General features: G+C 63.3%; 24 protein-coding genes and 2 pseudogenes. 19 read left to right on the forward strand and 7 right to left on the reverse strand.

Features of this window, described 5'->3' with window-relative positions:
* The first annotated feature begins 64 nt into the window (after positions 1-64).
* On the forward strand, positions 65-553 hold the full coding sequence (gene tadA, locus CIW53_RS17080; protein ID WP_149365929.1) for a tRNA adenosine(34) deaminase TadA: 489 nt from the start codon (positions 65-67) through the stop codon (positions 551-553).
* A gap of 7 nt (positions 554-560) precedes the next feature.
* Here the strand turns inward: tadA and CIW53_RS17085 are convergent, their stop codons facing one another.
* The gene (locus CIW53_RS17085) at positions 561-1067 is read right to left on the reverse strand and encodes a VOC family protein (RefSeq protein WP_149365930.1); all 507 of its coding nucleotides are present in this window, start codon (positions 1065-1067) and stop codon (positions 561-563) included.
* 279 nt (positions 1068-1346) lie between these two features.
* Here CIW53_RS17085 and CIW53_RS17090 point away from each other — a divergent pair, with 279 nt between their 5' ends.
* Entirely contained in the window at positions 1347-1550 is a 204-nt protein-coding gene (locus CIW53_RS17090) for a hypothetical protein (protein WP_149365931.1), read from the forward strand.
* A gap of 187 nt (positions 1551-1737) precedes the next feature.
* Here CIW53_RS17090 and CIW53_RS17095 read toward each other — a convergent pair whose 3' ends face one another.
* Together CIW53_RS17095 and CIW53_RS17100 are read right to left on the reverse strand one after the other, a co-directional pair.
* Positions 1738-2229, reverse strand: a complete 492-nt coding sequence (locus CIW53_RS17095; RefSeq protein WP_343192623.1) for a universal stress protein — start codon at positions 2227-2229, stop codon at positions 1738-1740.
* A gap of 383 nt (positions 2230-2612) precedes the next feature.
* Positions 2613-3293, reverse strand: a complete 681-nt coding sequence (locus CIW53_RS17100; protein WP_343192625.1) for a GNAT family N-acetyltransferase — start codon at positions 3291-3293, stop codon at positions 2613-2615.
* A 77-nt stretch (positions 3294-3370) separates the two neighbouring features.
* Between CIW53_RS17100 and CIW53_RS17105 the strand changes: the two genes are divergently transcribed.
* Together CIW53_RS17105 and CIW53_RS17110 are read left to right on the forward strand one after the other, a co-directional pair.
* Complete coding sequence (locus CIW53_RS17105; protein ID WP_149365932.1) at positions 3371-4174, forward strand: universal stress protein; 804 nt, start codon at positions 3371-3373, stop codon at positions 4172-4174.
* A 138-nt stretch (positions 4175-4312) separates the two neighbouring features.
* Positions 4313-5068 (forward strand): helix-turn-helix domain-containing protein, encoded by a 756-nt coding sequence (locus tag CIW53_RS17110; RefSeq protein ID WP_172969719.1) that lies wholly within the window; start codon positions 4313-4315, stop codon positions 5066-5068.
* A gap of 6 nt (positions 5069-5074) precedes the next feature.
* Here CIW53_RS17110 and CIW53_RS17115 read toward each other — a convergent pair whose 3' ends face one another.
* A complete protein-coding gene (locus CIW53_RS17115; protein WP_149365934.1) occupies positions 5075-7174 on the reverse strand; it encodes a PAS domain S-box protein in 2100 nt (699 codons plus the stop codon).
* The gene (locus CIW53_RS17120; protein WP_149365935.1) at positions 7114-7866 is read right to left on the reverse strand and encodes a response regulator transcription factor; all 753 of its coding nucleotides are present in this window, start codon (positions 7864-7866) and stop codon (positions 7114-7116) included. The genes CIW53_RS17115 and CIW53_RS17120 overlap by 61 nt, the downstream gene beginning before the upstream one ends.
* A 164-nt stretch (positions 7867-8030) precedes the next feature.
* On the opposite strand from CIW53_RS17120, the gene CIW53_RS17125 reads away from it, so the two are divergent.
* The 7 genes and pseudogenes from CIW53_RS17125 to CIW53_RS17150 all read left to right on the forward strand — a co-directional run bounded on the left by CIW53_RS17125 (position 8031) and on the right by CIW53_RS17150 (position 13532).
* Positions 8031-8378 carry a hypothetical protein gene (locus CIW53_RS17125; protein WP_149365936.1) on the forward strand — a complete coding sequence of 116 codons (348 nt, stop codon included), beginning with the start codon at positions 8031-8033 and terminating at the stop codon, positions 8376-8378.
* Positions 8379-8428: 50 nt separating this feature from the next.
* Positions 8429-8575: pseudogene (locus tag CIW53_RS18120) on the forward strand (poly-beta-hydroxybutyrate polymerase N-terminal domain-containing protein); the annotation flags it as partial.
* Between the two features lie 105 nt (positions 8576-8680).
* Positions 8681-8848: pseudogene (locus CIW53_RS18125) on the forward strand (SDR family oxidoreductase); the annotation flags it as partial.
* Positions 8849-8859: 11 nt separating this feature from the next.
* Entirely contained in the window at positions 8860-10290 is a 1431-nt protein-coding gene (locus tag CIW53_RS17135; RefSeq protein WP_149365938.1) for a bifunctional enoyl-CoA hydratase/phosphate acetyltransferase, read from the forward strand.
* 3 nt (positions 10291-10293) lie between these two features.
* Positions 10294-11484, forward strand: coding sequence for an acetate/propionate family kinase (locus CIW53_RS17140; RefSeq protein ID WP_149365939.1), 1191 nt, complete (start codon positions 10294-10296; stop codon positions 11482-11484).
* A gap of 186 nt (positions 11485-11670) precedes the next feature.
* Positions 11671-12456, forward strand: a complete 786-nt coding sequence (locus CIW53_RS17145; RefSeq protein WP_149365940.1) for a CHAD domain-containing protein — start codon at positions 11671-11673, stop codon at positions 12454-12456.
* A 92-nt stretch (positions 12457-12548) separates the two neighbouring features.
* Positions 12549-13532, forward strand: coding sequence for a zinc-dependent alcohol dehydrogenase family protein (locus tag CIW53_RS17150; protein ID WP_149365941.1), 984 nt, complete (start codon positions 12549-12551; stop codon positions 13530-13532).
* A gap of 30 nt (positions 13533-13562) precedes the next feature.
* On the opposite strand, the gene CIW53_RS17155 is transcribed toward CIW53_RS17150, so the two are convergent.
* Together CIW53_RS17155 and CIW53_RS17160 are read right to left on the reverse strand one after the other, a co-directional pair.
* Positions 13563-15941: a phosphoketolase family protein gene (locus CIW53_RS17155; RefSeq protein WP_149365942.1), complete on the reverse strand. Its 2379-nt coding sequence runs from the start codon at positions 15939-15941 to the stop codon at positions 13563-13565.
* A 221-nt stretch (positions 15942-16162) separates the two neighbouring features.
* Complete coding sequence (locus CIW53_RS17160; protein ID WP_172969721.1) at positions 16163-16594, reverse strand: host attachment protein; 432 nt, start codon at positions 16592-16594, stop codon at positions 16163-16165.
* Positions 16595-16731: 137 nt separating this feature from the next.
* On the opposite strand from CIW53_RS17160, the gene CIW53_RS17165 reads away from it, so the two are divergent.
* The 8 genes from CIW53_RS17165 to CIW53_RS17200 all read left to right on the forward strand — a co-directional run bounded on the left by CIW53_RS17165 (position 16732) and on the right by CIW53_RS17200 (position 25557).
* Positions 16732-16962, forward strand: coding sequence for a hypothetical protein (locus CIW53_RS17165; protein ID WP_149365944.1), 231 nt, complete (start codon positions 16732-16734; stop codon positions 16960-16962).
* 125 nt (positions 16963-17087) lie between these two features.
* Entirely contained in the window at positions 17088-17738 is a 651-nt protein-coding gene (locus tag CIW53_RS17170; protein ID WP_149365945.1) for a BON domain-containing protein, read from the forward strand.
* Between the two features lie 334 nt (positions 17739-18072).
* Positions 18073-18660, forward strand: a complete 588-nt coding sequence (locus tag CIW53_RS17175; RefSeq protein WP_149365946.1) for an OmpA family protein — start codon at positions 18073-18075, stop codon at positions 18658-18660.
* A gap of 37 nt (positions 18661-18697) precedes the next feature.
* Complete coding sequence (locus CIW53_RS17180; RefSeq protein WP_242451965.1) at positions 18698-20044, forward strand: phosphoribosyltransferase family protein; 1347 nt, start codon at positions 18698-18700, stop codon at positions 20042-20044.
* Between the two features lie 150 nt (positions 20045-20194).
* Positions 20195-20638 carry an Hsp20/alpha crystallin family protein gene (locus tag CIW53_RS17185; protein ID WP_149365947.1) on the forward strand — a complete coding sequence of 148 codons (444 nt, stop codon included), beginning with the start codon at positions 20195-20197 and terminating at the stop codon, positions 20636-20638.
* A gap of 79 nt (positions 20639-20717) precedes the next feature.
* Positions 20718-22031, forward strand: coding sequence for an erythromycin esterase family protein (locus CIW53_RS17190; RefSeq protein WP_149365948.1), 1314 nt, complete (start codon positions 20718-20720; stop codon positions 22029-22031).
* 165 nt (positions 22032-22196) lie between these two features.
* The gene (locus tag CIW53_RS17195; protein WP_172969722.1) at positions 22197-22997 is read left to right on the forward strand and encodes a universal stress protein; all 801 of its coding nucleotides are present in this window, start codon (positions 22197-22199) and stop codon (positions 22995-22997) included.
* Between the two features lie 37 nt (positions 22998-23034).
* Entirely contained in the window at positions 23035-25557 is a 2523-nt protein-coding gene (locus CIW53_RS17200; RefSeq protein WP_149365950.1) for a cation-translocating P-type ATPase, read from the forward strand.
* The last annotated feature ends 49 nt before the right edge of the window (positions 25558-25606 follow it).

Below are 25606 nucleotides of genomic sequence, written 5' to 3' on the forward strand. Positions count from 1 at the left end.
GCGTGCGCAATGGGAAGGCCGGCAATTTGCCGGCTTTCTCATGAAAAGTCATCAATACATTGAAATGACTGACGAAATTTCAGAAACCTCGAGCGAATTCTCGGCTGCCGATGTGCAGTACATGAGGCGTGCGCTGCAATTGGCGGCCCACGCCCGTGATGCGGAGAACGAAGTGCCGGTGGGTGCGGTGCTCGTGCAAGGCGGGGAGATCGTCGGTCTGGGCTGGAATCGCAACATCACCCTGCACGACCCGACCGCCCATGCCGAAGTCATGGCGCTGCGCGCCGCCGGCGAAAAACTCGCCAATCACCGCCTGTCTGGCGCCACGCTGTATGTCACGCTGGAGCCGTGTTCGATGTGCGCGATGGCGATGATCCACGCCCGTGTCGGCCGCGTGGTCTACGCGGCCACCGACCCCAAGACCGGAGCCGCCGGCAGCGTGTTCGATACCCTTGTGGACGCACGGCACAATCACCGCATCGAGGTTGCCGGCGGCCTGCTGGCCGAAGAGTCCGCCTGCATGCTGCGTGAGTTCTTCCGCGCACGGCGTTGAACGCGAATCACGGCCCCGCCGTGGCTACATTCGAGCCCCAGCTGACCAGCTGCAACCTGAGTCCCCAGGGCGACACGAAATCCACTACGGTCTGGCCGGCATCCGGCCCGGAACTCAGCGTGTGCGGCGGCCCGATGACGCGGACGCCGGCATTGCGCAGCCATCGATCGGCATTCCTCACGTCATTGGAAACGAAGCGGACGGGCTCATCACGGGAGCCTGTCGGACGTGCCGAGGAGGGGGAAACGACCCCATGGTTGTCGAAGATCTCCACGATGGAGTCCGAGTCGCAGACCATCAGCCTGGACTGGCGCGCACCTTCGGCCGACATCGGGTTGACTGGCTGGCAATCCAAGACATCCCGGAAAAACGCCACGGCCTGCGGCAGGTTCGGCACGCCGATCCGGACATAGTCCCCGTCGTGGAACGTGGCACCGCGACCCAGCGATGGCGTTGCCAGGGCGACGGCGCCAAACAGGACGGCAATCAGCAGGGAAAGGAACGACTTGTTCATGATCAGGCTTCGAATGTTTGCGGCCTGAACATGGGCCCGATGCCGTCCGGCAGTAGTTCCTTCGAGATAACCAGTGTGTTTCCTTGCACGAACACTCAGCGCGTCAACGCCACGAGTGCGCGCCGTTCGCCTGCGGAAACACACAGATCGCATGGACACCATTCAAAGACAACGCAACAGGCCCGATATCCGCTGCGAGGTCGTCGGCGGCGTCACTTGTCCACTCGGTTCCAGTCACGCCCGACCCATCAATCGCTCATCGGCACAGGGTCCAGGAAAATGAAACACCTCAATTCCTTATTGCAGCGTAGGCACAACGAGTTCGATGGTGGCGGCGATGCACGTCGCATCTCGAGTTCCCACGACATCGTCCGCACCGCCTTGCAGCCAAAAGACGGTTACGACTGGTTGCAGCAAATCAAGGGAAGTCAGCCGAGCCGGGTACAACGTACAAAGTCATTGCCCGCCAATCCAATCTTGTGACTGAATTACCCGGTTTTTTTGAGGAGGCTCCAATCCTCGAGAAGATGGAGCGCCTGGCCGTGATCCTGAGGTGGGCATCCATCCAAAAAAACGACGATCAGTCGCTCCTGGTATGCCGGTGTCACTGGCGATCCTTGGTGCCCCTGCAGATTGCACGCGCTCGCTCGCGGCCCCCGCCAATAGTCCATTACCGGCAGACGAGTACCGGGATCTTGCTTCGTAACAGGACCTTTTGTGTTTCGCCGCCCAGAATCAAGCGGTTCAATCCATGCCAACCATGGGTAGCCATGACGATCAGGTCACAATGATGTTCGCGAACGGCTTCCAGGATGGCTTCGTGGGGACGTTCACCGAAGGAGTAATGGCATTCACAGGGTACCTGTGCAGCCTTGGCCAGTTTCTTGGCCTCATCCAGGTAGCGTGTGGCGCTTTTCACCGCCTGCTGGCTGTAACTCAGTTCTGCAGCGGCAATCAGTTCAGTCATGTAGACGAAGGAGTTGAAAGGCGGTACGACGTGCAGCGCCAATACCTTGGCGCCCAATGTCTTGGCCAACTCCAGACCCACGCCGAAAGCCCGCAGTGACAGGTCCGATCCGTCGATTGGCAGGAGCATGTGCTGGAACAGCGTATTTCGTTGCGCAGTGACTGATTCCCGACTCACAGCGGCTTCGGTGGACATGGATAGAGCCTCCAGGATGTTGAGATGTCGCTTGCACACAGTCACGTTGAGGTCATGGTGGCCTGAGCGATTGCCGCGATGTTGATCGGGGTCAATTCGTTGCGTAATCGCCTGCCGGGGCGGGTGCGTTAGGCTGATCGACATCAAGACAGGCCCTGACGGCTTTCGTAAGCTGTCATCGATTTGTCCAGAAGATGCTGCCGTGACCGCGCTGAAACCTCGGGAATCCACCGAGTGTGTTTCCGCATGCATGACGCCTGTCATTTATCCCGATCGGTGCTCCGCAACGCGGTTCCCGGTGGCTGCTTGAATGCCACTTCGACGAGGCTGGTCATGAAAAACCATGCTGCCAAACGCGCATTTTCAGCGCTGTCGATCAGCTTTCACAGGGCCAACGAATACACCACCGATCGAGGATCGTCCGGATGCAATTCGCGCTTGAAGCCAAGATACGTGGCCAGTTCGCGCATCGGCTCGTTGTTGATGTCATCGATCGAGAACATCCGGGTCAGTTTTTGCTGGCGCGCGACGTGGATAAGGTGGTGCATGAGGAGGACCGCCAGGCCGCGATGCCTCCAGTCGTCGGCCACCGTGACGGCACATTCGCACTGCTTGCCGTCGTCCGTGGCCGAATAGCGGCTGACGCCCACTTCGCGCAGATGGCCGTTGTCGTGGGCCAACGCCACGAAAGCCATATCGTGGACGTAGTCCACGTGCATCAGTCGGTCGAGCATGGCCTTGTCAGGTTCCTTGAAATTGCCCAGGAAACGGAAGCGTCGCGCCTCGGGTGAAAGCCGGCGGATGAACTCCTCTTCCATGGCGCGATCCTGCGGCTTCAGCGGGCGCACCAGCACTCGTGTTCCGTCACGCAGGGACTCGATCCAGTGATCGCCTTCAAGAGCGCCCTGCGGTTGTTTCTGGATGGAAGACATGGCGGCGACCTCGCTTGGTTGTGGGCCTGTACCCAATTTATTTAACGAGTTGCCGCCCGCAGGCGCTTGACGGGGATCAAGTGAAATGGAGATCGCGCCCTTGCGCGGGACGATCCCGAGCGGCTTCGGCAACAGTTGACCCAGATCAAGCGGACTGACCGGTGTTTTGACGAGTGTTGGCGCATCGAATCCAGCCCGGGAGCGCCGTCATGTTCGAGATCCTGGTCAACGTTGAAGAAATGAGCGATGACAATCCCGTGGTCAAAACGGGGTTGACCCTGGCGGGCCTTCATGATGCCTATGCGACGGGGCTGAATATCGTCGAGGTATTTCCCTCGACCATGGCCATGCCCGATGTCATGACCGCGCTGGCCATGCAGGAGCACGAAGCCGGGCAATGCGATAGCTGGTGGGCGAAACAATGTTGCCAACACGGCGTCAATGGTGCCTGGGAAGTGATTCGTGGCGTCTACGTGCCGGCATTGGCGCGGCGTTCGTGCATGGCGGACATCACGGTAAGCCGTTTGCCCAATCATGAAGCCGGCTATCCCACCGGTATGGACTACGTGACGCGGGTATTGCTCACGGCAGCTTCTCCCATGTTGCTGGTTCCACCGAAATGGGATGGGAGTTTCCGGCAGGAGAGGGTTCTGGTGGCGTGGAACAGCACACAGGAATCCATGCGTGCGTTGCGTGCCGCCCTGCCGTTCCTGCGCGAGGCCAAAAAGGTGTGCCTTGTCGATGGGGCCAGCGATGCATTGCCCGGCATCACTCCACCACCTTTGCCGGTGCGCGACTGGCTTGTGCGGCAAGGCATCACGCTGCACTCGGTGCAGAAGTTTCCGACTACAGCCAATGCTGGCGAAGCACTGCTCGTCGAAGCATTTGCCATGCACGCGGATTTTCTGGTGATGGGCGCGTGGGGACACTCTCGAATGAGCGAGCTGATACTGGGCGGTACGACGCGCCACGTGCTCAAGCACGCATCATTGCCGTTATTGCTGGCGCACTGAGCCTGGTGAGGCACAAGGTCAATGCGTGATGCGCGTTACAAACCGTTACAAACCGTTGTCGAGTCGACCTATGGCCGTTACGCGCCGGCCTTAGAGTCATCCCGTCGTCAACCGGACGGCATCACGAGGTCAAGTGCCATGGCAATGCCGGCAACAGACACCTTCGCCACGCAGGCGGGCAACTCGTACGGCCCCATCAACTCATACGCCACCATGGCCATGGCGGCCTCCGGCGACGCTTGCGGTCTCGATATCGAGGCCATCCGTCAGCACGTGCCGATGCGGCGCTGCAAGCATGTCGCCGGACAGAACATCTATCACGCCGGGCAGCCGTTCCATGCGATCTATCTGGTGCATGCCGGCTCCTACAAGATCTGCGAACTTGCCGACGACGGTCGTGAACAAGTCTCCGGCTTCCGCATGCGCGGTGACCTGATCGGCGTGGAATCCATCGGCCTGAAAGCCTATGCGAGCGACGTGATTGCGCTCGAAGGCAGCGAGGCGTGGGAACTGCCATATCCGGCAGTGTTGCGCGCCTGCCTGCATGTGCCGGAAATGCATGCGCGCCTGACCTCGGCCCTGGCTGCGGAAATCCGCAGTGATCGTTCATGGATGCTGATGCTTGGCACGCTGGCGGCAGAGCGTCGCGTGGCCGCCTTCCTGCTCGACGTTGCCTCGCGCTACGCGCGGCTGGGCTACAGCGCGAAGCACTTCATCTTGCGCATGAGCCGCATCGACATGGCCAGCTTCCTGGCACTCAAGCACGAAACCGTCAGCCGCGCGCTGTCCCACCTGCATGACATGAGCTACATCGACGTGCAGCGCCGCGAAGTGCGCGTGCTGGATGTCCATGGACTGCGTTCGATGGCTGGGGTTGGCGCTGCGTTGAATTGAGCGGCGTCACGCGCTGCCGCCATGGTCGAACACGCGGCGGATGGCTGCGCCGAGTTGCTCGCGGCGATAAGGTTTGCGTAGCAACTCGAAGACACCGAAAGCACGGGTATCGATGTCCAGCGATGCGTATTCGTAGCCGGAGGTAAAAAGCACCGGCAGGCGGGGGTGCCGCTCGCGCGCCTTCGCGGCCAGTTCGAACCCCGTCATCTCCCCGCCCAGAACGATATCCGTGAAGAGCAGATCGATTTCCGTGTGCTTCGCCAACTGCTCCAGCGCCGTGGTGGCATCAGCCGCTTCGCAAGGGATATAGCCCAGCGCGCGCAGAAAGGCAGCAGCGACACGCCTTACCTCCGGTTCGTCCTCCACGACCAGCACGGTCTCGCGACCATGGCGCGAAGGAGCGGGTACCGCTTCTTCCGCAGGAGTCGAAACCGCGGCCGGCAAAAAAAACTCGGCGCGCGTGCCATAGCCCACCTGGCTCTCGATATGGAAATGACCGCCGGACTGTTTCACGAAGCCATAGACCATGCTCAGCCCGAGGCCGCTGCCTTTGCCCGCTTCCTTGGTAGTGAAGAAAGGCTCCAGCGCGTGTTCCATGATTTTTGGCGGGATGCCTTCACCGTTGTCCGATACCGTAAAGACCACGTACAGGCCAGGCGCAAGCCCGGTGTCTTCCTCTGGCTTGGCGATGGCGCAAGAGCGCGCCGTGATCGCAAGACGGCCGCCGTGCGGCATCGCATCGCGTGCATTGAGCGCCAGGTTGATCAGGGCCGCTTCCAGTTCTCCCTCGTCGGCGTATGCCGCCGGCACGTCGTTGGGGCACTCGGCGGTCACGATGATGCGTTCGCCCAGGGTCCGCCCCAGCATTTCGCTCAGGTCGGCCAGCAGTTGCACGGTGTGCACGGCGCGCGGCAACAGATGCTGGCGGCGGGAGAAGGTAAGCAGCTTGCGGGTAAGCGCCGCGCCACGCTCGACCGCGCGCGATGCGCTGGCGAGGGTTTTCCGTGTTGCCGGATCCTCCGGCAGGTCCATTTCCAGCAGTTGCAGGTTGCCGGAAATCACGGTCAGCAGATTGTTGAAATCGTGCGCGATGCCGCCGGTGAGTTGACCGAGTGCGTCCAGGCGCTGCGAATGCGCCAGTTGCTCCTCGCTGCGTCCGCGCTGGATGGACGCGGCCAGGATATTGGCAACCATCTGCAGAAAATTCAGCCGGTCCCGGTCGAAATAATCCTTTCGGTGCGCAAGTGCCAGCAACAACCCCATGGACTCATGCCGATCGGGTAGCGATACGAGGGCGGCGTCCCGGTAATCGCTTGCCAATGACGGGCATGTGCCGCGAAGAACCTCGATGACGCCAACTTGCAAGGGCGGCTGCTCGTCGGTCTGCAACGTCCTGCTGTGCGCTATGTCCCGCATGAGGGGATCGCCCGACAAGCTCTCCAGCACTGCCTGCGGCAAACCTGTCGACGCAAGGGCGTGCAGGCCGGCATGGTGGGGATGGATCAGGATGATCGCCGCTGCTGGAATGTCGAGGGTGGCTGCCACCAACTTGGGAATGTCGTCGATGGCTTTTTCGTGAAGCGTCGCCGCGAGCAGGCGACGGCTTATCTGGGCCATGGTGGCATCGAAGCGCGCGCGCTCCAGGGCCTGGCGCGCCCGTTTCGTTTCGGAGATATCGCGGATCGATGCCGCATACAGCGTTCCCTGCGAGGCAGCGACCGGGCTCAGGCCGATTTCCACCGGAAACGACTGGCCATCGGCACGTACGCCGGTCAACTCGTAGCCGGCGCCCATCGCGCGCACGCGCGGATGGGACGTGTAATGCGCGCGATGGGCGATATGCGCCTGCTCCAGGGCGGCCGGCAACAGCGCTTCCACCTGCAGGCCGACAAGTCCTCTTGCTGCATAGCCGAACAGGCGCTCCGCATGCGCATTGGTCAGCACGATCGTACCCTGCCGGTCGACCACGATCATCGCATCCGGTGCCGCTTCGAATAGCGCGCGGAACAGATCGGCGTCGGGGGCATGTTTGCTGAACATGGCGCCTATATCCGCCGGACCGTGGGCGAGAAAAGATAGCCCGTGCCACGAATCGACTTGATCCATTGCGGGTTGGCGGGATCGGGTTCGATCTTGCGGCGCAGGCGCCCGATCTGCACATCGATCGAGCGGTCGAACGGCCCGGCATCGTGGCCATGGATATGCGTCATCAACTGGTCGCGCGTAAGCACCTGGTTGGCATGTTCGACAAGAACCCGCAGCAAGGCGAATTCGCCGCTGGTCAGCGGAATGGGTTCGCCGTGCGGGCCCGATAGTCTGTGCGATTGCGGATCGAGGACGCAGCCATCGAACGACAGGCATCGTGGCCCGTTCGTCTCGACAGCCGCCTTGGCTGGCTCGCGTGCGCGGCGCAGGACGCTGCGCACGCGAGCCAGCAGTTCACGCAGATCGAACGGCTTGGTGACGTAGTCGTCTGCGCCGAGTTCCAGGCCCACGACACGGTCCACCGATTCGCCGCGCCCGGTGACGATGATCACCGGACCACGCCAGTGTTCGCGCAGGTTTCTGGTCAGGCTGAAGCCGTCTTCGCCGGGCAGGCCGATATCCATCATCACGATATCGACCGGTTCGCTGTCGAGAACATGGTGCATGCGAATGCCGTCACCGGCCGTGCTGACGCGAAAGCCGTGACCGCCGAAGTAGCGGCTGAGAATCCGGACTATCTCGGTATCGTCATCCACCACCAGCAGGTGTGCCGGCGCAATCGTGGGTGAAGCAGGACTGGACGAGATGGCCATTGGAACATCCGATCAGCAGCGGCGCCCGGTCGGGTCAGTGCCTTCGGCGCAGCATACGCCTGCGTGTGTCGGCTTTCGGTGATGGGTCGGAACGACAGGCGACAGCGAAGGCGCATTCGGTCGATTCACTCAAGCGGGCGAAAAATGGGGGGTACCTGAAGCAGGTGTCAGGCAGTGAGCATGATGGGCTGGAAGGCACCAGTCTGGTCGGTCGCCCCCGGCTGAAGCAGGGCGAGATCGAGGACATCTACGCCGACAACGGGTTCATCGTGGTCGACGATGCCGAGTACGGCAAGTTGGGCAGCCCGAAACCGGGGCAGGAATTCGAGCTCAACGACAATCGCGGCGTGGTGGTCGGCATCGCCAGGATGTATTCCTCCGACCTGTTCGGCATACCGACGCTCTACGCCACCTGCAGCCGCGCCATCGAATACATCCCCGGCACACGTTTCGCGATTTCCTGCAGGAGCTGTTCGGTGTCGTCCGTGGCCAGAAGCGTGGCCTGCGCTTGACCTTTATCAACAAGAGCGCCCCAGGCCGATGGCATCGTCCGCCCATCATGATGGAGTGCGACGTGACCTATTCCGTTGTCCCCGCCGCCAAGACGCTGGACCCGCCCGTGCACGCCCTGCAGGCAAGGTGGACGGCTTCGCTGTCGATGGAGTCGTTGTACCTGGCGTTTGCCGACTGGCTGCTGCATCTGATGCGCTCGCCCGGCAAGCGGATGGACCTTTTGCAACTGGCGCTGGACCAGGTGCAGAAGCTGCATGTCTACCTGTGCGAAGTGTCGCTGTGCGCGCTGCCGCCGGCGAACGCGGTACCGAAGGAGGTGCTGGAGCCAAAAGTCATTCCGCTGATTCCGGTGGGGAGACTGGGCCAGCCGGAGGAGGTCGCCGCACTGGTGGGCTTCATCTGCAGCGATTCGGCGGCTTTCATGACCGGCAGCAATGTCGCCATGAATGGCGGCCAGCACATGTACTGAAGGCCTGGGCCATGCATGCCACATCCGCCCTTGCCGCGCCAGCCTGCATCGAGAACCGTACCTTCGATGAAATCGAGGTGGGCGACAGCGCACGCACCACGCGCACGCTGTCGCAGCGGGATATCGGGCTGTTCGCGGCGATGTCCGGCGACATGAACCCGCTCGCGATGGATACGGGCTACGCACGCGATGCGACGTTCCATCGCGTGGCGGCGCACGGCATGTGGGGCGGCTCGCTGATATCGGCGCTACTTGCCACGCAGCTGCCGGGGCCGGGCACCATCTACCTCTCGCAGGACCTGCACTTCCATGCGCCGATCAACGTGGGCGATACCATCGAGGTGATCGTGGCTGTCACCGGCAAGGATCCGCTGCAGCACCGCGTCACCATGCACTGCTGTGTGCGCAACCAGTACGGCACGGAGGTGATCCTGGGCACGGCCGAAGTGCAGGCGCCGACCGAAAAGGTCCGTTGCCAACGGGTGGACCTGCCCGAGGTGCAGATCACCGACCACCGGCGCTTCCGGCAGCTGTTGGCGCAGGTGAAAGGGCGTCCGGCCATACCCACGGCGATCGTGCATCCCTGCGACGACAGCGCGATCGTCGCCGCCGTCGAAGCGGCGAATGCCGGCCTGATCGAGCCCATCCTGGTTGGCCCCGCCACCAGGATAATGGCCGCAGCGAAACACACTGGTCTCGATATCGCGCCCTATCGGCTGGTCGACATGCCACACAGTCATGCGGCGGCGGCACAGGCGGTTGCATTGGTGAAAAGCGGCGAAGCGAAGCTGCTCATGAAGGGCTCGCTGCATACCGACGAGTTGATGCACGCCGTCGTGGCCGAGCCGGATTTGCGCACTGGTCGTCGCCTGAGCCATGTCTACCTGATGGACGTTCCCAGCTACCCCCGGCTGCTGCTGGTGACCGACGCCGCCATCAACATCTCGCCCGGCCTGGACGAGAAGCGCGACATCATCCAGAACGCCATCGACCTGGCGCACATCCTGGGCATCGCGATGCCCAAGGTGGCCGTGCTCTCAGCAGTGGAAACGGTGAATCCCGCGATACCCTCCACGATCGACGCGGCCGCGCTGTGCAAGATGGCCGAGCGCGGGCAGATCACCGGTGGCCTCGTCGACGGGCCGCTGGCCTTCGACAATGCGGTCAGCACGCTGGCCGCAAGCGAGAAAGGCATCGACTCCAAGGTTGCCGGCATGGCCGACATCCTGGTCGTGCCGGATCTGGAATCCGGCAACATGCTCGCCAAGCAGCTGACTTTTCTGGCCGGTGCCGATGCCGCCGGCGTGGTGATGGGAGCGCAGGTGCCGATCATCCTGACCAGTCGCGCCGATGCGCCACGGGCACGCATCGCTTCCTGCGCCGTGGCGGTCCTGCTCGTCCAGGCAGCCACGAACGGCGTCGCGCCGGCTGCAGGCGGCTGAGCGATGCCCGAGGCGATCCTGACCCTCAATGCCGGTTCGTCGAGCATCAAGTTCGCGTTGTACGAATGTCCCGCCGGCGCGCGGCGCCTGGTTTCGCGTGGTGCCATCGAGGGCATCGGCGCAGCACCGACGTTCACTGCGCTGGCAACGGACGGCACGGTGCTGGAAGACAAGCACTGGGCGACGGGAACCCACCTGGATCACGAAGACCTGCTCGAACCCTTGCTGACCTGGGTGACCTCCCACCTGGGCGAAGAGAATCTTGTGGCCGTGGGGCACCGCATCGTGCATGGGGGAAGCGACTTTCATTCACCGACGCGTATCGACGACACCGTCCTGGCCGCACTGGAAAAACTCGTGCCGCTGGCACCCCTGCACCAGCCGCACAACATCGCCGCGGTCAAGGCGATCGGCAGCCTGCGTCCCGGTTTGCCGCAGGTTGCCTGCTTCGATACCGCCTTTCATCACGACATGCCGGCGGTGGCGACGCGCCTGGCGCTGCCGCGGATCTATGCGGAGGAGGGCGTGCGCCGCTACGGCTTCCACGGTCTTTCCTATGAATATCTCATCGCACGGCTGCGCGAGTTGTCGCCTGGCCTGGCGGACGGCCGTGTCATCGCCGCCCATCTGGGCAATGGCGCGAGTCTGTGCGCGATGCGCAACGGCCGCAGCATCGATACCACCATGGGCTTTTCGACGCTCGACGGGTTGGTGATGGGAACCCGGTGCGGCAGCATCGACCCGGGAGCGTTGCTCTATCTGCAGCAGGCCGATGGCCTGCGTGCCGCCGACGTCGAGCGCGTGCTGTATCACGAGAGCGGCCTGCTGGGTGTTTCCGGCATCAGCCACGACATGCGCATCCTGCAGGCCAGCGAGGACCCGCATGCGAGGGAGGCGATCGAGCTGTTCGTGTACCGCCTCGTCAAGCACGTCGGTGCGCTGGCCTCGGTCCTGGGGGGGCTGGATGCGCTAATTTTTTCCGCCGGCATCGGCGAGCACAGTGCTGGCGTTCGTGCCGCAGTCTGCGAACGGCTGGCCTGGCTTGGCATCGAGTGCGATACAGCCGCCAATACCCGGCACGACAGCTTGATCAGCACTTCACGCAGTCCGGTGCGCGTCTTCGTCATGGCCACGGATGAAGAGGCCATGATTGCCGAGCACACCGCTCGTGCCATGTCGACACTTTCCTCGTAGCACATGTCTTCGCGCCGCGGGCCCGATCACCCGGCTCCGGGGCGGCGACAGGACCGGCGGCCTGGATCTTTGCCAGATCACCGGAAGATCCGCTCCATGGGGTGCTTGTGATGGCAAACCGGTGCTCATGACGATGTTGCGATCCCATTCCAGTTCAGTGTCTGCTGCACCAGGCCGAGCTCCACCATGACGACCAGGTCATCGGGTTCGGTATTTGCCGCGTTGGCGCAGGAGCAGGCCGATCTTGCCCTGCGTTCGCTCGCTCAGCGAAGAAACAGGCACTGCGCCATCCATGCGACGCGCAAGGCCATCCGCCGGCTGCGCAGTCTGCTGGCCCTGTGCGGCAGTTCGCTCGAACCCGAGGTGTCAGTCGTTGATCGCAAGCTCAAGCGACTGGCGTCCGGTTTGTCACGCCTGCGAAATGCGCATGTCGTCGTGGTCACGGCCTCCCGGCTCGCCAGAGGGGATGACCGCGATATCTGGCTGGACGTGGCCAGTCGCCTCGCGGCACGCAGGGATGCACTTCTCGCAGATGCCCTCTCAAGGGATCCCGACTTTGCGAGGCGACGGGCTCAGTTGGGTGCGATCGCTGCGGCGGTTGCTGCGCTGCCTTGGCAGCGTTTGACGAACAAGTGCCTGCGCCATGGGATGAAGCGAAGCGAACGCCGCGCAGCCAAGGCGGCACGCACGGCGAGGCGGAAACCCGATCCGGTCAATCGGCACCGCTGGAGGCGCCGCCTTCGTCGCCTGCGCATGCAGAAGCAGATGATCCAGGCGGCCGGGCGGGCAGCGCCATCCTTGATGCATTACGGCCATGCCTCCGTGGGGGCGCTCGGCGAATTGTCGGACAGGCTGGGACGTATTCAAGATCTGCACATGCTCAGGTCCAGTCTCACCTCGCTGGACAAGTCATTGCCGCTGGCGCAGTTGCGCAGCCATGTCAGGGCGAAGGCCAACCTCGTGGCACTCTGACCGTTCGGAAGCGGGATTGAGTCATGTCAACTCGGCCGCTGCCGACATGCGCGAGGATGGACGGCGCAGTCGTTCGGAACGAGGACGGAATCATGCGCGCCATGGTGCTGAGCAAGGTCGGCGAGCCACTGACACTCCAGACACTGCCCGATCCCCTGCCGGGCGACGGTGAGCTGCGGTTGCGGGTGGAGGCTTGTGGGGTATGCCGCACGGACCTGCATGTCGTCGATGGCGAGTTGCCGGATATCGTGACGCCGCTGATCCCTGGGCACGAGTGCGTCGGCCTGGTCGAGGCGCTTGGTCCCGGGGTTTCCGAACTGAAGCTGGGGCAGCGGGTAGGTGTGCCATGGCTGGGCGGCACCTGCCACCGCTGCGAGTACTGTCGCGAAGGCCGCGAAAACCTGTGCGATGCGCCCGCGTTCACCGGTTACACACGGCCGGGCGGTTTCGCCAGCCATATCGTTGCGCGCGCGGATTACTGCATAGCCTTACCCGACGATGCCGATCCCGTCGCCAGCGCCCCGTTGCTGTGCGCCGGCCTGATCGGCTGGCGTTGCCTGGTGAAGACAGGGCAGGCCAGGCGTCTCGGCCTCTACGGTTTCGGTGCGGCGGCGCACATCGTCACCCAGATCGCCTGTCGGCAGCAGCGCCGGGTCTACGCCTTCACGCGGTCCGGCGACATCGCGGCACAGGCATTCGCGCGTTCGCTGGGTGCCGTGTGGGCCGGTTCATCCGACGAATTGCCACCCGAGCCACTGGATGCCGCGATCCTGTTCGCGCCGGCAGGCGAGCTGGTTCCGCAGGCGCTGCGTGTCGTGAAGAAGGGCGGCAGGGTCGTGTGCGGCGGCATTCACATGTCCGATATCCCGTCGTTTCCGTATCGCTGGCTGTGGGAGGAGCGCGAGGTGGTTTCCGTGGCCAATCTGACGCGCGCCGATGCGCACGATTTCTTCGCGGCCAGGGAATGCAAGGACATCAGGACCACCACGCACATCTATTCGCTGGCACAGGCCAACCGGGCCCTGGATGACCTGCGTGCGGGACGCTTCAGCGGCGCGGCGGTGCTCGCGCCGTAATGCGGCGCGTCGGCAAGAAGGGCTGCTCGGTCAGCCCGCCAGCCCATGTGCCGGCCAGCGCCATGAAGCGATCTCGGGCATGTCCTCGCCATGCTCGCTGACATAGAGCTTGTGTCGTTCCATGATCGCCCAGTAACGCTCGGTGGCTTGTGCGACATAGTCGTCGAGGCGTTGCACGCGCGTAATGGCATCCAGCGACAGCTGGTAGCGATCGAGATTGTTCAACACCACCATGTCGAACGGCGTGGTGGTGGTGCCTTCGTCCTTGTAGCCGCGCACATGGATGTTGTCGTGATTGCGCCGGCGGTACGTCAGCTTGTGGATCAGCGCGGCGTAGCCGTGGAAAGCGAAAATCACCGGCTTGTCCACGGTGAACAGCGCATCGAAGTCAGGGTCCGACAATCCGTGCGGGTGTTCGGATTGCGGCTGCAGCACCATCAGGTCCACGACGTTGACGACGCGGATCCGGATGTCCGCGATGAAGCCGCGAAGCAGGGTCACGGCGGCCAGGCATTCGAGTGTCGGTACATCGCCTGCGCAGGCCATCACGACATCCGGATCGCCGCCATCGTTGCTCGCCCATTCCCAGATGCCGGCGCCGGCGGCGCAGTGTTTCGCAGCGGCGTCGATGTCCAGCCACTGCCATTCCGGCTGCTTGCCGGCCACGATCAGGTTGATGTAGTCGCGGCTGCGCAGGCAATGATCGGCCACCGACAACAGGCAGTTGGCGTCCGGCGGCAGGTAGATGCGCACGACTTCCGATTTCTTGTTCGCCACGATATCGAGGAAGCCGGGATCCTGGTGCGACGTGCCGTTATGGTCCTGCCGCCAGACGTGCGAGGTGAGCAGGTAGTTCAATGACGCCACCGGCGCGCGCCAGGGAATATGGCGCGCGACCTTCAACCATTTGGCATGCTGGTTGAACATCGAATCGATGATGTGGATGAACGCCTCGTAGCACGAGAAGAAACCATGGCGGCCGCTGAGCAGGTAGGCTTCCAGCCAACCCTCGCATAGATGCTCGCTCAAGACTTCCATGACGCGGCCATCGGCGCTGAGGTGGTCGTCGACCGGGTCGATGTCGGCCATCCATTCCTTGCCTGTAACTTCATACACCGCATCCAGTCGGTTGGACGCGGTTTCGTCCGGCCCGAACAGGCGGAAATTCCGGCTGTCCAGGTTGAGGCGCATCACTTCGCGCAGAAAGCCGCCGAGCACGCGCGTCGACTCGGCTTCGACAGACCCCGGCGTGTTTATGACCACGGCATGATCGCGGAAATGCGGCATCACCAACGGTTTCAGCAATTCCCCGCCGTTGGCGTGAGGATTGGAACCCATGCGGCGATGCCCGGTCGGCGCGAGTGCGGCCAGCTCATGGCGGAACTGCCCGGTGTCGTCGAAGAGCTCTTCCGGCCGATAACTCTTCATCCATGCTTCGAGCTGCGCGACGTGCCCGGGCTTGTCGAACTGCGCGATCGGCACCTGATGCGCACGCCAGGTACCTTCGACCGGCAGGCCATCGACGATCTTCGGTCCGGTCCAGCCCTTGGGCGTGCGGAAGATCAGCATCGGCCAGCGCGGACGCGTGATGGCGGCCGCCTCGCCGTTCGCACGCGCCGCCTGCCAAATGCTCCGGATTCTGGCAAGGATCACGTCGAGCGTGGCGGCCAGATCCTGGTGGACCGCAACCGGATCGCTGCCTTCGACGACAAAGGGCTCGTAGCCATAGCCGCGGAACAGGTCCAGCAGCTCCTCGCGGCTGATGCGCGCAAGAATGGTCGGATTCGCGATCTTGAAACCGTTCAGATGCAGAATCGGCAATACCGCACCATCGCGTGCGGGATTGAGAAACTTGTTCGAATGCCAGCTGGTCGCCAGCGCACCGGTTTCCGCCTCGCCGTCGCCCACCACGCAGGCGACGATCAGGTCCGGGTTGTCGAACGCCGCGCCGAATGCATGTGCCAGCGAGTAACCCAGTTCGCCACCTTCATGGATCGAGCCGGGGGTATCCGGAGAGACATGACTGGGTACGCCGTACGGCCAGGAAAACTGGCGGAACAAGCGCCGCATGCCATCGCGGTTGCGCTCGATGGCCGGATAGCGCTCGGTATAGGAGCCTTCCAGATAAGTCTGCGCCACCAGTCCCGGGCCACCATGGCCCGGGCCGGTGATGAAGATCATGTCCAGGTCGTTCTGCTTGATCAGCCGGTTCACATGCACGTACAGCATGTTCAAGCCCGGCGTGGTGCCCCAGTGGCCGAGCAGGCGCGGTTTGATGTGCTCGCGCTGCAGCGGCTCTTCCAGCAGCGGGTTGTCGCGCAGGTAGATCTGGCCGACGGACAGGTAATTGGCGGCGCGCCAATAGGCGTCCATCTTCTGCAGCTGTTGGGGTGACAAGGGGGTTGGCATGGGGCTTCCCGACGAATGAATGGACTGCCATCGCCGCCGCCACGCGTCCGATGTTCTTTGTGATGATCATGCGGATGGGGAGGGTGGGTTTGATCTGCATCAAGGGAATGCTGACTTGTCACCGCGATTACCGGACAGTTGATCTGCCACCCGCGCGAGTTCCAGCCAATCGGTATCGAAAGTTGCGCCGATGCCGGTGGTGGTCGCGCTCATTCGCGGACTCAGGTCGGCAGGTACGCGCGAAGCTCGGTAGGGGAGAGCGCAAGCAGGTCGCTGCCGACCTCGGCCACCACGCACTTCAGCGTCTGATCATCGAGACGGCCACGGAGCAGGCCGAGGAATCTCGGTGGCGCCATCAGCACGAGCTGATCGTATTGGTTCGCCAAACGTCCTTGCCGAATGGTATCGCGCAGCAGGTCGGCAAATTGCATCGCATGTTTTTCACGCAGCGATGTATGCGGTTCGATGGCATGGCGCGCCGAGTTCGCGCTTTCCTGAGTGCGCCCCTCTCGCCCATGCTCGGGATGCTGTCCCGGAGAGCGGCCGTCGGGGTTGGTGTAGCACGCGATCTCCGTCAGGTTTCCGCCTTTCTTGGCTATCTCGAACAGACGCGCCTTGGCGGCATCCGCGACCAGTAACCAGGTCTTCGACATGTTGGCATCCTCCGGGTTGAGCATGACTTCCGCTGTTGCCTCCAGCGGCAACGGTGCCAGGAAGCTCTTGTCTGTCCGCCACGCCTTTTCCGGGGCGGCGACATGGTGGAAGCTTATGACTCGGGCAGGCCCGCTCCTTGACGACGGTCAACAAACCACTACGGGTTCATCGAATCGAACCGCTGGTCCAGTTCGGCCCGCGAAGCGTGGATATGCCTGGCCTTTCCCTGTTCGGCGCCGATGGAGTCGGCTTCCGCACAGCCACCACGCCGACCCAGGGCAAATCATGGTGCGGCCTGATTGACGTCGAATTGATCGAAATCAACCTCTGCCCGCGGGACGCTCGCTGGAATGTGCTGCAAGGTTGATCTGCATCAACAGAGTCCCGTGCCCCACTTCTAAAGTGACCATGCGTCGATGGCGACCTGTCATGTCGCATCGACCTGCGTACGCCCGCTGTCCATTCACTGGTGAAATATTTGAGGAACAACCCATGAAAAACGACCGTCAACTTCAAGAGGACATCATGACCGAACTCGACTGGGAGCCATCAGTGGACGCCAGCCGCATCGGCGTCGAGGTATCAGGTGGCGTGGCCACCTTGTCGGGCCATGTCGACAGTTACACGCAGAAGTGGGCTGCGGAGCGAGCGGCGCAGCGCGTCGCTGGCATCAAGAGCGTCGCGGTCGAACTGGATGTGGTCTTGCCCGGACCGCATCAGCGAAACGACACGGAAATTGCCAAGGCAGCCACCAATGCCGTCGATTGGAACGCGTCGATTCCGAAGGGCACGGTCAAACTGCTCGTCGAAAATGGCTGGATCACGCTTTCCGGGAACGTCGAATGGGCCTTCATTCGTTACGCCGCAGAAGCCAGCGTCCGCCACTTGTATGGCGTCAAGGGTGTGATCAACAAGATCAGCATAAGCCCGCGCATCGAGCCGCGTGACGTCAAGACCAAGATCGAGGCGGCGCTCTATCGCCGCGCGCACTTCGATGCTGCCGACATCACCGTTGGCGTGGAGAAGGGCACGGTGACCTTGACGGGCGAGGTCGATTCGTTGGCCGAGCGCAATACGGTCGAGTGGGCGGCGTGGAGCGCGCCCGGCGTGCAGAAGGTCGTCGACAATCTGGTTGTCGCCTAGGATTGGGAAGGGTCGGGGTGACTCGCCATTCCGGTGAAAGTCGGGAGGCGGGACGCTCTGAAGATGGGACAGACGGCAAATACTTGTCGAGGCCATCCCGGTACGGCTTGCATGGGGAAGAGGTCGCTGCGATGCGGCCTCTTTCTTTTTGGGTCCATGGCCTATCGGCGAATGGATCCATTCGGCGAGGGTGCCGGCCGTGCGGGGCTTGGGTGACATAAATCAACATGCCCCGCCGCTTTCTGCGTAGGTTGATGAGCCGCGGGATGAGCAGACCTCGACGTGGTCGGTCGGACATTCATCGCCGCATGGATTCCCTCAGGAGAAATCAACCATGAATTCCTATCGCCGTTTTGCTTGTGCCTCGCTTGGCGTGGCGTTCATTGCGCTGGGCGGCTGCACGGGTTATGTGAAAAAGGCCGATTTCGATTCGACGGTCAGCGAGCTGCGCGCCAACGACCAGAAACAGCAGCAGGAGATCGACAGCCTTTCGCAGCAGATGCAGGAGCGTTTCGCTGCCTACGACGCCAAGATCGCCCAGATGGGCGGGCGTGTCCGCGTGGACGCCGTTTCGCATTTCGCCTTCAACGATGCGACCTTGCGCGACGAGGACAAGCCGCTGCTGGATGATTTCGCGAAAATCGTCTCGGCGCATTACCCGCAGGCATTGGTGACGGTGGAAGGTTTTGCCGACGCCGCGGGCGGCAGGAGCTACAACATGCGGCTCGGGCGAGCACGTGCCGAGGCCGTGCGCGACTACCTGGTGAAGAGCGGCGGATTGGGTGCCGACCAGGTCCGCACGGTCAGCTATGGCAAGGCGGAAAACCGCCAGGTCCTCAAGGGCAAATCGGGCGATGGTGCCGAGCCGAATCGCCGCGTGACCTTGGTGGTCGATTTCGCGGGCTCGCCGGCGGCACCGTGAGCACGGTCCATCGACTGCATGACCCGAAGGAGGGCAGATGACCATGGCGCAGTGGCAAACCGACGCCTTTCGCGACCGTACCGACGCCGGACAGCAGTTGGCGCAGGCGCTGTCCTCGCTGCGTGGCCAGCATCCGCTGATACTGGCCATCCCGCGCGGTGGAGTGCCGGTCGGCAGGATCGTTGCCGACCATCTGGACGGCGAACTCGATATCGTGCTGGTGCGGAAAATCGGCGCACCCGGTAACCCGGAATATGCCATCGGTGCCGTCGACGAAGCCAGGACGATCCAGCAAACGGATGACGCGCAGCTGGCCGGTGCCGATCAGCGCTACATCAAGCGCGAGGCCGCCGAACAGTTGGCCGTCATCCGGGCCCGCAGACAGAGCTATGGCCTTGGCCACCCGCCGATCGATCCTGCCGGACGCACCGTGGTCGTCGTAGACGATGGGTTGGCAACGGGGGCCACGATGCGCGCGGCGCTGCTGGCTGTGCGTGCGCGCAAGCCGGCGCGGCTGGTGTGCGCCATTCCCGTGGCATCGCCGCGTGGCCTGGCTTCAGTGGCGGACGTGGTGGACGACCTCGTCTATCTGTCCGCACCCGAACACTTCCGTGCGGTCGGGCAGTTCTATGTGCAGTTCCCTGCGGTCGACGACAGCGAAGTGGTGCGCCTGCTGATGCGTTCCCCCGCGGGATCGTCCGCGTCTGCGCTGTCCGAGGACATCCGCATCCCCGCCGATGGCCTGCTGCTCGATGGCGACTTGCAGATGCCGCAGGGAGCCAACGGCCTGGTCATCTTTACGCATGGCAGCGGCAGCAACCGCAACAGCCCACGCAATCGCCTGGTAGCCCAGGCCATGCACGCGAAGGGGTTGGCGACCTTGTTGTTCGATTTGCTGAGCGAAGATGAAGCCAGGGACGTCTCTGCACGTTTCGACATTCCCAAGCTCACGGCACGGCTCGATGCCGCCACCCGATGGGCCATGCTCGATTCGCGCACGAAGGCCTTGCCCATCGGTCTGTTCGGTGCCAGCACGGGGGCGGCGGCTTCGCTGGTGTTGGCGTCGCGATACCCGATGGTGATCAAGGCCGTGGTGTCGCGGGGTGGTCGCCCCGACCTGGCGGGGCGCGGAGCGCTGGCACGGGTGCAGGCGCCCACCTTGCTCATCGTCGGCGGCGCGGATCACGAAGTCATCGCATTGAACCGTTCCGCCCTGCTGGTGCTCACGTGCACGGCCGAACTGGTGCTGGTTCCCAATGCCACGCATCTGTTCGAAGAGGAGGGCGCCATCGAGCGGGTGGCGGCGCTCGCCACGAGCTGGTTCGCGCAGTGGCTGCCGGATCAGGGCCATGACGTCACGGCGGGGCGTGCGCCGAATCCATGAAATGTTTTTGAGTCATGCGCACCAGGTTGACCTGGATCAACCGCGCTCCGCTTCAACTTCCTACGCTTGCCGATGATCCCATCTTGCCGGGAGTGGCGGGCCGGGGGTTCAGCCCAACGACATCGAATGATCTGTGTGGAGGATTTATCCATGGCAAACCTTACCCGTTGGAGTCCCTTCAAGACCCTGTCACGGTTCGAGCAAGGCGCTCCTTTTGACGATTTCTTCCGTGGTTTCAGCCTGCGCCCGCAGTGGTCCGAGCTGGAGGCTCCGGATGTGCGCATCGACGTTATCGAAAACGATGGCGCCTATCGCGTCAAGGCGGAAATGCCGGGCGTGGAGAAGAACGATATCGACGTCTCGATCAGCGGCAACCAGGTCACCATCAGCGCCGAGGTCAAGCGCGAGAGCAAGAAAAAGGACGACGAGCGCGACGTCTACACCGAGCGCTATTACGGACAGGTCTATCGCTCGTTCAGCCTTCCCGACGAGGTGGACAACGACAAGGCGACGGCCCGTTACGAAGGCGGCGTGCTGACCCTGGAACTCCCCAAGAAGGGAAACGGCAGTGCCCGCAAGTTGACGATCAGCTGATCGCTCACGCGCTGCCCGCTGCCCGGTGGTCATGCCGGCAGGGGCAGCGTGAACTCACGACAGTCACGCGACAACGCCGATGCCAAACCCTTCCCACACTGCGCTGGACGTCATCCGCAACGAAGCCCTTCGACTGGATGGCGACGAGCACGATTACGATGCCCTGCTCGACAGCGTCGGGGGGCGGAGCCTGGTGTTGCTCGGTGAAGCCACGCACGGTACCCGGGAGTTTTACCGGATGCGTGCCGAGCTGACGCTTCGCCTGGTGGTCGAGCAGGGATTCGATGCGATCGCCGTGGAGGCGGACTGGCCCGATGCCTATCGCCTGAACCTGTTCGTGCGCGGCGAAGGACACGATCAGTCTGCGCGATCCGCATTCGACGATTTCCAGCGTTTCCCGCGCTGGATGTGGCGCAACGAAGAAGTCCTGCGCTTCGTGGAGCGCCTTCGCGACATCAACATGACACGGCAGGCCAGCGAGCGCATCGGCTTCTACGGCCTCGACATGTACAGCATGTACCGGTCGGCCAATGCGGTTGTCGACTATCTTTCGACGGTTGACGAGGAACAGGCGGCCATCGCCAGGAAGCAATACGCCGCACTCGACCATGTCCGCGATCCGCAGCGCTATGGCTACGAGGCAGTGCTGGGCCTTCGCCCCGATTGCCGCGAGGGGGTGCGACAGCGATTGCTGGACCTGTGGACGCTGGCCCCGGAGTACCTGTCTGCTGACGGCCGTGGCGCCGTGGATGCGTATTTTTTCGCCGAGCGCAACGCCCACGTCGTGGCCAGCGCCGAAAGCTATTACCGCGCCATGTTCGGATCGAGGGCGGCGAGCTGGAACGTGCGCGACGAACACATGGTGCAAACCCTGTTCGCCCTGCAGGCGCACCTGCGCGCGCTCGGCAGTGCCGGCAAGGTGGTGGTGTGGGCGCACAACTCGCATCTCGGCGATGCGCGTGCCACGGAAATGTCCCGTGCCGGCGAATGGAACGTCGGCCAGCTGGTCCGCGAGAGGGCAGGTGCCGAGGCGGCATGGCTGGTCGGCTTCACGACCTACACCGGCACGGTGACGGCGGCCTATGAGTGGGACGGCGAGGCCGAGTGCCGTCAGGTCAAGGTGGCAAGACCGGACAGTTACGAGGACTTGTTCCATCGCACCCGGCTGGACCGCTTTTACCTGCCGATGCAGGAAGAAGCAGCGCGCGTGTTGCGCGAGCCCCTGCTGGAGCGGGCCATCGGCGTGCTGTACCGCCCGGATACCGAGTACGAAAGCCACTATTTCAAGGCGTCGATCGCCGCGCAGTTCGACGCGGTGTTCCATCTCGATGAAACCTCCGCGGTCGAACCGCTGGACACGGCAGCCTCACGGCGTGAAATGCAACCTGTGTAACGTGCCCCGCATGGGCGCCGGATGAAGCATCGGTTCGCCGGAGGGTTTGCGAGGAACGCCGCGAGCCGGCAGACCAGAGCAACCCCGGTAGTGATCTGGATCAAGGTGGCCGTTGCGTGGGCAACCCACGATTCGGGTGCGCTCGATTCGTCCAGGCAGGTATATATGCTCGAACTCACCGTCAATATCGACATTCGCGAGATCGATTCAACGCTGATCCGGTTCGCCTTTGGCTTGGCTCGCCAATACGACGCTCACCTGACCGGTCTTCAGATCGTCTCGCTGGATACCACGTCGCTGGTGCTCCCCGATGCCTTGATCGCCCTCAATGAAGATGAGCAGGATGCCCACAGGCGGCGCGACTGGTGGCGCGAACTTTGCCGAGGCCACGGCGTAGATGGAAGCTGGGAAGTCGTTCGCGGCTACTACCAGAGTGTCATCGAACGGCAGGCCAGCTTGTCCGACCTGATGATCGGCAGCCTCTGCACCAAGGACACCTTCCCGCTATCGGGCCTCGGTCCGTTGAGCAGGTCATTGCTTTCAGGTGGCATCCCCGTGTTGCTGGTGCCCGAGGCCTGGGCAAGCGATCCGGGCGTGCGCAAGGTGACGATCGCATGGAACGGTTCCGTGGAGGCAGCGCGAGCGGTCAAGGCGGCGCTGCCGCTGCTGCGCAAAGCGGAGAAAGTCATGGTGCTGGACGGAGAAGACGTGTCGGAGGCCGGCAGGCATCGCGCGCCGCTGCCATTGCGGAAATGGCTGGAACGTCAGGATCTGCCGGTGCAATGGCAATCGATCGATCCATTGCGCGGGAATGGAAGGGCGATTCACGAACAAGCGAAGTCCATGGAGGCCGACTTGCTGGTCATGGGAGCCTGGGGGCATTCGCGCATGAGCGAATGGATACTGGGCGGCATCACGCGCCATATGCTTCAGCACAGCGAAATCTCTCTGCTGCTGGCTCACTGAACACTGGAACCCGTGGCGAACGAAGCGGAGTGCCGTCGTGAATGCTGTTGATCCGCTGCCTCCTACTGGTAGTGGCCTGAGCCAGGCCGAAGCCAAGGCGAGACTGGATCGATACGGTCCCAATACCCTGCCTGACAGCAAGCCGAAATCGCTATGGTCGATCGCGCGCGATGTGTTGATCGAGCCGATGTTCCTGATGTTGCTCGTCGCCGGCGGACTCTATCTGGTGCTCGGCGATCTCGCTGAAGCGACATTCCTGTTGATGTCGGTGCTGGTGGTCATTGGCATCACGTTGTTGCAGGAGCGCAAGACGCAAAGGGCACTGGAAGCGTTGCGCGATTTGTCGGCGCCACACGCGCGTGTCGTTCGCAACGGACATGAAGCGCGCATCCCTTCCGCCGAAGTGGTCGTGGACGACGTGCTCTCGCTGCGCGAGGGCGACCGCATCGCGGCCGATGCCACACTGCTGGGCGGCTACCTGGAAGCAGACGAGTCCCTTCTGACAGGAGAGTCGGTGCCCGTTCGCAAGATCCCCGATCCCGGCGACAGCAGCATCTTCGCCGGCACCGTGGTGACCAGGGGCCGGGGCATGGCACGGGTGACCGCGACAGCCACCGCCACCGCGCTTGGTCGCGTCGGGCAGGCCCTGAGTTCGACCATGGAGGTGACGTCCGGACTCCAGCGCGCTTCGCGGCGCCTGGTGCGCCGCTTTGCGGTGGCCGCCATGGTCTGTGCGATCAGTCTCTGGCTGCTGAACTGGCTATGGGACGGGCATGGCCTGGTGGACAGCCTGTTGTCGGGTATCGCGCTGGCCATGGCGATATTGCCCGAGGAATTTCCCGTCATCCTGACCGTATTTCTTGCCCTGGGCGCGTGGCGCATCGCCAGGCAAAAGGTGCTCACGCGCCGGATCTCGGCCGTCGAGGCCCTGGGCGCCATCACCGTTCTTGCAGTGGACAAGACCGGCACCTTGACGCAGAACCGGATGCGGGTGGCCGAACTGCATGTCGGTCGGCACAGCTTTCCTGCCGCCGAGGCGGGCCTGCCCCCCGAGTTTCACGCACTGGTACGTTTCGCGCTGCTGGCGACCCCTGCGGACTCCACCGATCCGATGGAGCAGGCCATCCGCCTGTTCGGTGCAGAAAGGCTCGACGCGGGGGCGCATGCACTGACCAAGGCCGCGGCAGTGAAGGAATACGGACTGGATCCGGAGCTTCTCGCCATGACGCGGGCATTCCGCGAGGCGCCCAACGAGCCCTACCTGCTCAGCGCCAAGGGCGCGCCGGAGGCAGTCATCGAACTTTGCGGCCTCACGGCGGCCGAGCAGGATGTACTGGGCAGCGAGGTGCACGCCATGGCGGAGCGCGGCCTGCGGGTGATCGGCGTCGCGGCTGGAACCTGGGGCGAGGGCGATTGGCCGGCGACCCAGCGCGGCTTCCGCTACCGATTCATCGGGCTGGTCGGCCTGATCGATCCGCCCAGGCCCGCGGCCGCCGGGGCCATCGCCGAATGCCATGCAGCCGGCATCAGGGTCATCATGATGACCGGTGATCATCAAGCCACCGCGCGGGCCATCGCTGCCCAGGTAGGACTGAGCCTTGCGCCAAAGCTGATCACCGGCGCGGAAATGGAAGCGCTCACCGACGAACAGCTCGGCGAACGGTTGCGCCACGTCGACGTCTGCGCGCGTGTGCAGCCGACCCAGAAACTGCGCCTGGTGAGAACCCTGCAGCAGCAAGGCGAGGTCGTCGGCATGACTGGCGATGGCGTCAACGATGCGCCCGCACTCAAGGCGGCGAATGTTGGCGTGGCCATGGGCGAACGCGGCACAGACGTGGCGCGCGAGGCGGCATCACTGGTACTGCTCGACGACGACTTCGCCAGCCTGGTGGTGGCGGTTCGTCAAGGACGGAGAATCTACGACAACATCACCAAGGCGACCCGCTTCGTGGTGGCAGTACACATCCCGGTCGTGGCGCTCGCCCTGGTGCCCAGCCTGCTGCATTGGCCGATTCTTTTGATGCCGGTACAGATCGTTCTGCTGGAATTGCTGATCGACCCGGCCTGCTCCATCGTCTTCGAGTCGGCAAAGGCCTCTCCGGCGATCATGCGACGCCCGCCGCGACCCATTGGCGAGTCTCCCTTTCGGGGTGTCAACCTCGGCTACGGCATCGCGCAGGGCATGGGCCTGGCCGCGGTCCTGCTGCTTGGCTACGCGTTCGCACTGGGGCGCGGCATCGGGATCGAGCAAGGGCGCGCGGCGGTCTACGTCGGCCTGATCGTGGCAGTGTTCCTGTTGACGCTCGCCAACCACGATCTCAGTCATGCCCTGTGGCGCGGAAGGTTGGCGGACAACCCCTGGCTGCTGCGCATGCTCGGAGGAGTGGGCTTGATGCTGGCAGGCATCGTCAGTATTCCAGCGCTGCGTAGCATGCTGGGTTTTGGCGCGCCCGATGCGACCACGCTGGTGTTCGGGTCATTCATGCTGGCGGGGTGCGTCATATGGCTGGAAGCCGTGCGCCACCTCACGCGCCACACGTCGCTGGCCATCATCGAGTGAAGACGGCGGGGCCGACGTCATCGCGTTGACGCAGATCAACACCAGCGGG

Origin of the sequence: Rhodanobacter sp. T12-5 (assembly GCF_008329435.1) — a bacterium.
Taxonomy (GTDB): domain Bacteria; phylum Pseudomonadota; class Gammaproteobacteria; order Xanthomonadales; family Rhodanobacteraceae; genus Rhodanobacter.

Coding starts and splice junctions, on each gene's coding strand:
- tadA (WP_149365929.1), top strand. CDS start 65: ATGACTGACGAAATTTCAGAAACCTCGAGCGAATTCTCGGCTGCCGAT.
- CIW53_RS17085 (WP_149365930.1), bottom strand. CDS start 1,067: ATGAACAAGTCGTTCCTTTCCCTGCTGATTGCCGTCCTGTTTGGCGCC.
- CIW53_RS17090 (WP_149365931.1), top strand. CDS start 1,347: ATGAAACACCTCAATTCCTTATTGCAGCGTAGGCACAACGAGTTCGAT.
- CIW53_RS17095 (WP_343192623.1), bottom strand. CDS start 2,229: ATGTCCACCGAAGCCGCTGTGAGTCGGGAATCAGTCACTGCGCAACGA.
- CIW53_RS17105 (WP_149365932.1), top strand. CDS start 3,371: ATGTTCGAGATCCTGGTCAACGTTGAAGAAATGAGCGATGACAATCCC.
- CIW53_RS17110 (WP_172969719.1), top strand. CDS start 4,313: ATGGCAATGCCGGCAACAGACACCTTCGCCACGCAGGCGGGCAACTCG.
- CIW53_RS17115 (WP_149365934.1), bottom strand. CDS start 7,174: ATGGATCAAGTCGATTCGTGGCACGGGCTATCTTTTCTCGCCCACGGT.
- CIW53_RS17120 (WP_149365935.1), bottom strand. CDS start 7,866: ATGGCCATCTCGTCCAGTCCTGCTTCACCCACGATTGCGCCGGCACAC.
- CIW53_RS17135 (WP_149365938.1), top strand. CDS start 8,860: ATGCATGCCACATCCGCCCTTGCCGCGCCAGCCTGCATCGAGAACCGT.
- CIW53_RS17140 (WP_149365939.1), top strand. CDS start 10,294: ATGCCCGAGGCGATCCTGACCCTCAATGCCGGTTCGTCGAGCATCAAG.
- CIW53_RS17145 (WP_149365940.1), top strand. CDS start 11,671: ATGACGACCAGGTCATCGGGTTCGGTATTTGCCGCGTTGGCGCAGGAG.
- CIW53_RS17150 (WP_149365941.1), top strand. CDS start 12,549: ATGCGCGCCATGGTGCTGAGCAAGGTCGGCGAGCCACTGACACTCCAG.
- CIW53_RS17155 (WP_149365942.1), bottom strand. CDS start 15,941: ATGCCAACCCCCTTGTCACCCCAACAGCTGCAGAAGATGGACGCCTAT.
- CIW53_RS17160 (WP_172969721.1), bottom strand. CDS start 16,594: ATGTCGAAGACCTGGTTACTGGTCGCGGATGCCGCCAAGGCGCGTCTG.
- CIW53_RS17170 (WP_149365945.1), top strand. CDS start 17,088: ATGAAAAACGACCGTCAACTTCAAGAGGACATCATGACCGAACTCGAC.
- CIW53_RS17175 (WP_149365946.1), top strand. CDS start 18,073: ATGAATTCCTATCGCCGTTTTGCTTGTGCCTCGCTTGGCGTGGCGTTC.
- CIW53_RS17180 (WP_242451965.1), top strand. CDS start 18,698: ATGACCATGGCGCAGTGGCAAACCGACGCCTTTCGCGACCGTACCGAC.
- CIW53_RS17185 (WP_149365947.1), top strand. CDS start 20,195: ATGGCAAACCTTACCCGTTGGAGTCCCTTCAAGACCCTGTCACGGTTC.
- CIW53_RS17190 (WP_149365948.1), top strand. CDS start 20,718: ATGCCAAACCCTTCCCACACTGCGCTGGACGTCATCCGCAACGAAGCC.
- CIW53_RS17195 (WP_172969722.1), top strand. CDS start 22,197: ATGCTCGAACTCACCGTCAATATCGACATTCGCGAGATCGATTCAACG.